The sequence below is a fragment of the Devosia sp. genome, assembly GCF_034675085.1.
GTDB lineage: Bacteria > Pseudomonadota > Alphaproteobacteria > Rhizobiales > Devosiaceae > Devosia.
In genome coordinates this window covers 1-5,802 of the sequence record NZ_JAUCDN010000211.1, presented here as the reverse complement: position 1 = coordinate 5,802, position 5,802 = coordinate 1, and the positions used below count along the sequence as shown (strand labels likewise).

General features: G+C 68.1%; 5 protein-coding genes. 4 read left to right on the top strand and 1 reads right to left on the bottom strand.

Features of this window, described 5'->3' with window-relative positions:
* Positions 1-1,038, top strand: a 1,038-nt coding sequence (locus VDP82_RS12845) for an efflux RND transporter permease subunit (protein WP_323015242.1), incomplete at its 5' end; no start/stop codon positions are given.
* A 67-nt stretch (positions 1,039-1,105) separates the two neighbouring features.
* On the opposite strand, the gene VDP82_RS12840 is transcribed toward VDP82_RS12845, so the two are convergent.
* On the bottom strand, positions 1,106-1,969 hold the full coding sequence (locus tag VDP82_RS12840) for an EamA family transporter (RefSeq protein ID WP_323015241.1): 864 nt from the start codon (positions 1,967-1,969) through the stop codon (positions 1,106-1,108).
* 234 nt (positions 1,970-2,203) lie between these two features.
* On the opposite strand from VDP82_RS12840, the gene VDP82_RS12835 reads away from it, so the two are divergent.
* The 3 genes from VDP82_RS12835 to VDP82_RS12825 form a co-directional block, all read left to right on the top strand.
* Positions 2,204-2,887 carry a fumarylacetoacetate hydrolase family protein gene (locus VDP82_RS12835; protein WP_323015243.1) on the top strand — a complete coding sequence of 228 codons (684 nt, stop codon included), beginning with the start codon at positions 2,204-2,206 and terminating at the stop codon, positions 2,885-2,887.
* Positions 2,884-3,972: an ATP-dependent DNA helicase gene (locus tag VDP82_RS12830; protein WP_323015240.1), complete on the top strand. Its 1,089-nt coding sequence runs from the start codon at positions 2,884-2,886 to the stop codon at positions 3,970-3,972. Before VDP82_RS12835 ends, VDP82_RS12830 begins: the two co-directional genes overlap by 4 nt.
* 344 nt (positions 3,973-4,316) lie before the next feature.
* Positions 4,317-5,802 (top strand): cation:proton antiporter (locus tag VDP82_RS12825; protein WP_323015239.1); only part of this gene is annotated, 1,486 nt, incomplete at its 3' end.

Below are 5,802 nucleotides of genomic sequence, written 5' to 3'. Positions count from 1 at the left end.
GGGCGCGTCAGCGTCAATTTCGACACCACCCAGCCGCAGCTGACGCTGAGCGTGGACCGCTCCCGGGCCGATGCGTTGGGCATAGATATCAATGGCTTGGCTACCACCATGCAGGCGATGATCGATGGCGCCAAGGTGGGCAATGTCTTTGTCAACGACACGTCCTATTCGGTGCGCATGGTCTCCACCACCAATCCGGTCAACGATCCGCGCGATCTGGAAACGCTGTTCGTGCGCACCGGCGACGGGCGCTATGTGCCCATGTCCACCATCGCCACAATCACCGAAGCAGCGGTGCCGCCCTCGCTGCGCCGTGAGGGACAGCGCCGCGCGGTCAGCGTTTCGGCGAGCCTGGAGGAAGGGCTGGCACTGGGCGATGCCTATGCCGAGCTCCAGCGCATCGCCACCCCGCTCCTGCCGGAGGGAAGCTCCATCCTGCCGCTGGCGGAGGCCAAGACGCTGGGCGATGCCAATGCCGCGCTTTTCGTGACTTTCGGCTTTGCGCTGGTGATTATCCTGCTGGTCCTGGCGGCGCAATTCGAGAGCTTCTGGAGCGCCATCATCGTCATGACCACGGTGCCTTTCGGCATCGCCGCCGGGCTCTATGCCATCCTGGTCAGCGGAGGAAGTCTCAATATTTTCAGCCAGATAGGGCTGGTCCTGGTGGTCGGCATCATGGCCAAGAACGGTATCCTGATCGTCGAATTCGCCAACCAGCTGCGCGATCGGGGCCGATCGGTGCGGGAGGCGATCGAGGAGGCGTCCAATATCCGGCTCAGGCCGGTGATGATGACCATGATCGCCACCATTATCGGCGGGGTGCCGCTGGTTCTGGCCTCCGGAGCGGGCGCCGAGGCTCGGGCGGCGTTGGGCTGGGTGATCGTGGGAGGGCTGTCTTTCGCTGCAATTTCAACGCTTTACCTCACCCCGGTCGCCTATCTGCTGCTGGCCCGTTTTTCCAAGCCCAAGGTGGAGGAAGAGGCCCGGCTGGAGCAGGAACTGGACGCGGCGCTGGGCGAGCCGGCGCCTGCCGAATGAGGGCAGCAGCCCGGCCGGGAGCGTCGCATCTGGCCCGTTTGCGCTAACGGACTGCTAGCATCGAGCGTCACCGATCGTCGCGTTTGGAGCGCATGGCGGTGATGGTGCTGCCGAGCGAGGCGAGGATGATGGCAAAAATGCCGCCGCTCTGGAGCGGACCGAGCGTCTCGCCCAGGATGAGCAGGCCGGACAAGGCGGCCAGAGCCGGCTGGGCGCTCATCAGGATGGAAAACAGCCGCGCCGGGATATGGGGCAGGGCGCGCATGTCGAGCGCATAGGGAATGGCGCTGGAGAGCAGCGCCACGGCGAGCCCGATGGGCCAAATGGCCGGATCGAGCAGCGCCGGGCCGGCGGTGGCGATGCCGAAGGGCAGGGTGAGGAGCGCGGCGATGGAGACGCCCAGCGCGGTGATGTGCGGGCCGCCACCGGTGCCGGCCTTTTGCCCGAAGACGATATAGCCGGCCCAGCAGGCCCCGGCGCAGAGCGCCAGCGCGACACCCACCGGATCGAGCGGGCCGCTGAAATGGCCCAGCGGCAGCAGCAGGCCCAGCCCGAGCACGGCCAGCACGATCCAGATGAAATCGAGCGGGCGGCGCGAGCCGGCCAGCGCCACGGCCAGCGGTCCGGTAAATTCGAGCGCCACGGCGACGCCCAGCGGAATGGTGACCAGCGCGGCATAAAAGAACAGGTTCATGGCGCCCATGACCAGGCCGTAAAGCAGGACGGCCCGCCATTGGGCAGCGTCGAGCCTGTAGCGCCAGGGGCGGAACAGGGCCAGCAGCACCAGCGCCGCCAGGGTAAGGCGCAGCGTGGTGGCGCCGGCGGCGCCGACGGCGGGAAACAGCATCTTGGCAAAGGACGCCCCGGTCTGGGTGAAGACCATGGCGAGGATGACGAGGCTGACAGGCAGAAGAACCGATTGGGGCCGCACGGCAATGGCTTTCGGAAGGGCGGGCTGGGTTTAGCAGGCCGCTGGGGCGGCGTCACCGGGGATTGTTCGCGGTGGGGAGGGGACGGCTTTGCCCGCCCTCGACGCTTGACCGGAACGGCGATGCGCTTTAGCGCTAGCGGGGCGGGAACAAAGGGAGAATGAAAATGCAGGGACGCTATCGGTGCGCGCCGCGCGGGCGGAGCCATGCTGCGTCTTGCGGGGAGGGGCGCAATGGTGACTGACTTTGTCATTTCCCCACCGCCGCAGGTGGCCTTGCCGGTGGCGGGCGGCGGACGCTTTCCGGTGCGGCGGCTTTATTGCGTGGGCCGGAACTATGCCGAGCATGTGCGCGAGATGGGCAATGATCTGCGCGAGCCGCCATTCTTTTTCGGCAAGCCGGCCGATGCGATCGTCATCGATGGCGGCGGGGTGCCCTATCCCAGCCATACCCATGACCTGCACCACGAAATCGAGCTGGTGGTGGCCATCGGCACCGGGGGCAACTCCATCCGGGCCGACCTGGCGCTGGAGCATGTCTATGGCTATGCCGCCGGGCTCGACATGACGCGGCGCGATCTGCAGGCGGCGGCAAAGGCGGCGGGGCGGCCCTGGGACATGGCCAAGGGGTTCGACCATTCCGCGCCCATCGGGGTGCTGGCGCCCGCGCGGCTGATCGGCCATCCCGGCAAGGGCGCCATCACGCTGTCGGTGAACGGGGTCGAGCGGCAGCGGGGGGACCTGCAAGAGCAGATCTGGAGTGTGGCCGAAACCATCGCCTATCTGTCGACGCTGGTGGCGCTGCGGCCCGGCGACCTGATCATGACCGGCACGCCATCGGGGGTGGGGCCGGTGGCGCGCGGCGACGTGCTGGAAGGGCATATCGCGGGCGTGGGCGGCGTGAGCGCGACCATTTCATGACCATCTGGTCGCCCCAGCAGGATAGCGCGCTCAAGGCGGTTTCGGCCTGGCTAAAGGACCGCGACGGCCCGCAGGTGTTCCGCCTGTTCGGCTGGGCCGGCACCGGCAAGTCGACGCTGGCCGTGCATCTGGCCCAGGACGTGCGCAATGTGAAATTCGCCGCCTTCACCGGCAAGGCGGCGCTGGTGATGCGCAAGCGCGGCTGCAAGGGCGCCCAGACCATCCACAGCCTGATCTATACGCTGGTGAGCGAAAAGGACGGCGAGCCGCGCTTCGTGCTCGACGATGAAAGCGCGGCCGCCGATGCCGATCTCATCGTCATCGACGAGGTGTCCATGGTGGACGAGCAGCTGGGCAGGGACTTGCTCTCCTTCGGGGTCAAGGTGCTGGTGCTGGGCGATCCGTTCCAGTTGCCGCCGGTGCAGGGGGCGGGGTTCTTCACCGCCGACGAACCCGATTTGATGCTGACCGAAATCCACCGCCAGGCGGCGGACAACCCCATCATCCATCTGTCCATGCAGGTGCGCGAGGGCGGCTTTCTCGAACGCGGCCGCTATGGCGAATCCATCGTGGTGGGGCGCGAGCAGGTGGAGCGCAACGCCGTGCTGGAGGCCGACCAGGTGCTGGTGGGGCGCAACAAGACGCGGCTGCAATATAATGACCGCTTACGCGAATTGAAGGGCCTGCCCTTCCACGAGCCGGTGGAGGGCGACCGCATGGTGTGCCTGCGGAACAATCCGCGCAAGCGCCTGCTCAACGGGCAAATCTGGTATGTGACCGAGGTGCTCAAGCGTTCCAACGGCAAATATACGCTGATGCTGGGAGCCGACGAGGGCAAGGGCGAAGCCAAGGTGCTTACCCACAAGGCGTTCTTTTCGGGGGAAGAGGAAAGCCTCTCCTGGCCGGAGCGCCGGCAGTTCGACGAATTCACCTTCGGTTATTGCCTGACCGTGCACAAGGCGCAGGGCAGCCAGTGGGACAATGTCTATCTGTTCGACGAAAGCTTCGTTTTCCGCGAGGAGCGGGCGCGCTGGCTCTATACCGGCATCACGCGGGCGGCCGAGCGGATCACGGTGGTGAGCTAGGGGGGCTGCTTTCCCCAATCCTTCCCACTCCCCGGTGTCATCCCGGCGAAGGCCGGGATCCATATCCGCATGTTACCCCTGCCACCGGATTCGGGGTTGGCCTTCAGCATGGATTCCGGCCTGCGCCGGAATGACAGGTGGGTGGGGAGGGGGCGGATAAAGAAAGATCGATACGTGTTTCCGAGTATGCACCCCACCACTGGCGCTGCACATGGGCAGCGCTGGCGGATGGGGGCGGCCACAGTTCAGACAAACTTGGCCCGCCCAATCGGGCCTGGGGGTCAGGGGAGCGCAATTGCGTATCGCAGGCGTCGCACCCGCAATCTTGAGGCCCGGAGGCGCCGATGAATCCTGATCTTTCTGTTTTGCCGACGCTGGCCGCAAGCGTGGTGCTGGCCTTTGCGCTGGGGCTGGGGGCCAATCGGCTGCGGCTGTCGCCGCTGATCGGCGTGGTGCTGGCGGGCCTGCTCATGGGGCCGCATCTGCCGGGGCCGGCGGTGGACCCGCTGCTGGCGCGGGGCCTCTTGGAATTGGGAGCGGTGCTGGTGCTGTTCGGGCTGGGGCTGGATTTTCCGCTGAGCGCCATTGGCCGGCTGCGGTTGCCGGCGCTGGCCGGGGCTGCGGCGCAATTCCTCCTTGTCGCGGCGCTGGGCGCGGGGCTGGGCCTGCTGCTGGGCTGGGACCATACCGCCAGCCTGCTGCTGGGCCTGGCGCTGGCCGCCGCCTCGGGGGCGCTGGCCCAGGATGCGTGGCGGCAGGCCCGGAGCCTGGACTGGCCCCAGCATCTGGCGACGGGCTGGCTGGCCCTGCTCAACCTGGCCGTGCTGGTGGTGCTGGTGATGGTGGTGGCGCTGGCCGCGCCGCAGGGTTTTTACGATCCCTTCGCGTCGCTGGTGGCGCGCTTGGGCGGCGGCCCGGTGGACCCCGTCTGGGTGGGGGTGCTGACGCTGGTCAAGCTCGCCGCCTTTGCCGGGGCCATGCTGGCGCTGGGGCGGCGGGTGGTCCCCTGGCTCATCCATCGCGGGCTGGAGCTGGGGCACAAGGGGCTTTATCGTCTCGGGGTGGTGGCGCTGGCCCTGGCGCTGGCGCTGGGCATAGCGGCGCTGTTCGGGCTGCCGCTGGCGCTGGGGGCGCTGCCGGCGGGCATGATGTTTGCCGAGGATGGGCGCGGGCGGCGCGCGGCGCGCGAAACCCTGCCGCTGCGCGAGGCTCATGCGGCGCCGTTCTTTCTCGGGCTGGGGCTGATGTTCGACCCCGGCGTGGTGCTGCGCGAGCCGCTGGCGGCGCTGGGCGTGCTCGCCATCCTCATCGTCATCCGCCCCATGCTGGTGCTGGCCCTCGCCCGGCTGTTGCGCCAGCCGGCCGGGGTGGCGGGGAGCCTCGCCGCAGGGCTGGGGCCGATCGGGGAAATCTCGGTGGTGCTGGCGGGGCTGGGCGTGGCGCTGGCGCTGATGCCGGAAAAAGGGCTGGAGCTGGTGCTGGCGGGGGCGGCGCTGTCGGTGGTTTTGACGCCGCTGCTGGCGCTGGCGGCGGGGCGGTTCTGGCCGCAAAGCGACCCGGCGGGCGAGGCCGGCCCTGAAAGGGTTGCCGAGCCGGTGGCCGAGGCGGCGCCGGTCGAGCCGCGCCTGCCGGCCGGCGACAATCTGCTCGCCGCGGCGGGGGGGATGCCGGTGCTTATCCCCATGCCGGCGGCAACCGAGGCAGCTCAGGATGAAAAAGCCCCCGAAGCGGAGCCGCAAGCGTTGACAGCGGCGGCGGCTGAGGCTCTGCTTGTTTCCGAAGCCGAAGCCGAAGCCGAAGCCGAAGCCGAAGCCGAAGCCGAAGCCGAAG

Excerpts from the sequence above, each read along its gene's own strand:
- VDP82_RS12830 (WP_323015240.1), top strand. The coding sequence starts at position 2,884 with ATGACCATCTGGTCGCCCCAGCAGGATAGCGCGCTCAAGGCGGTTTCG.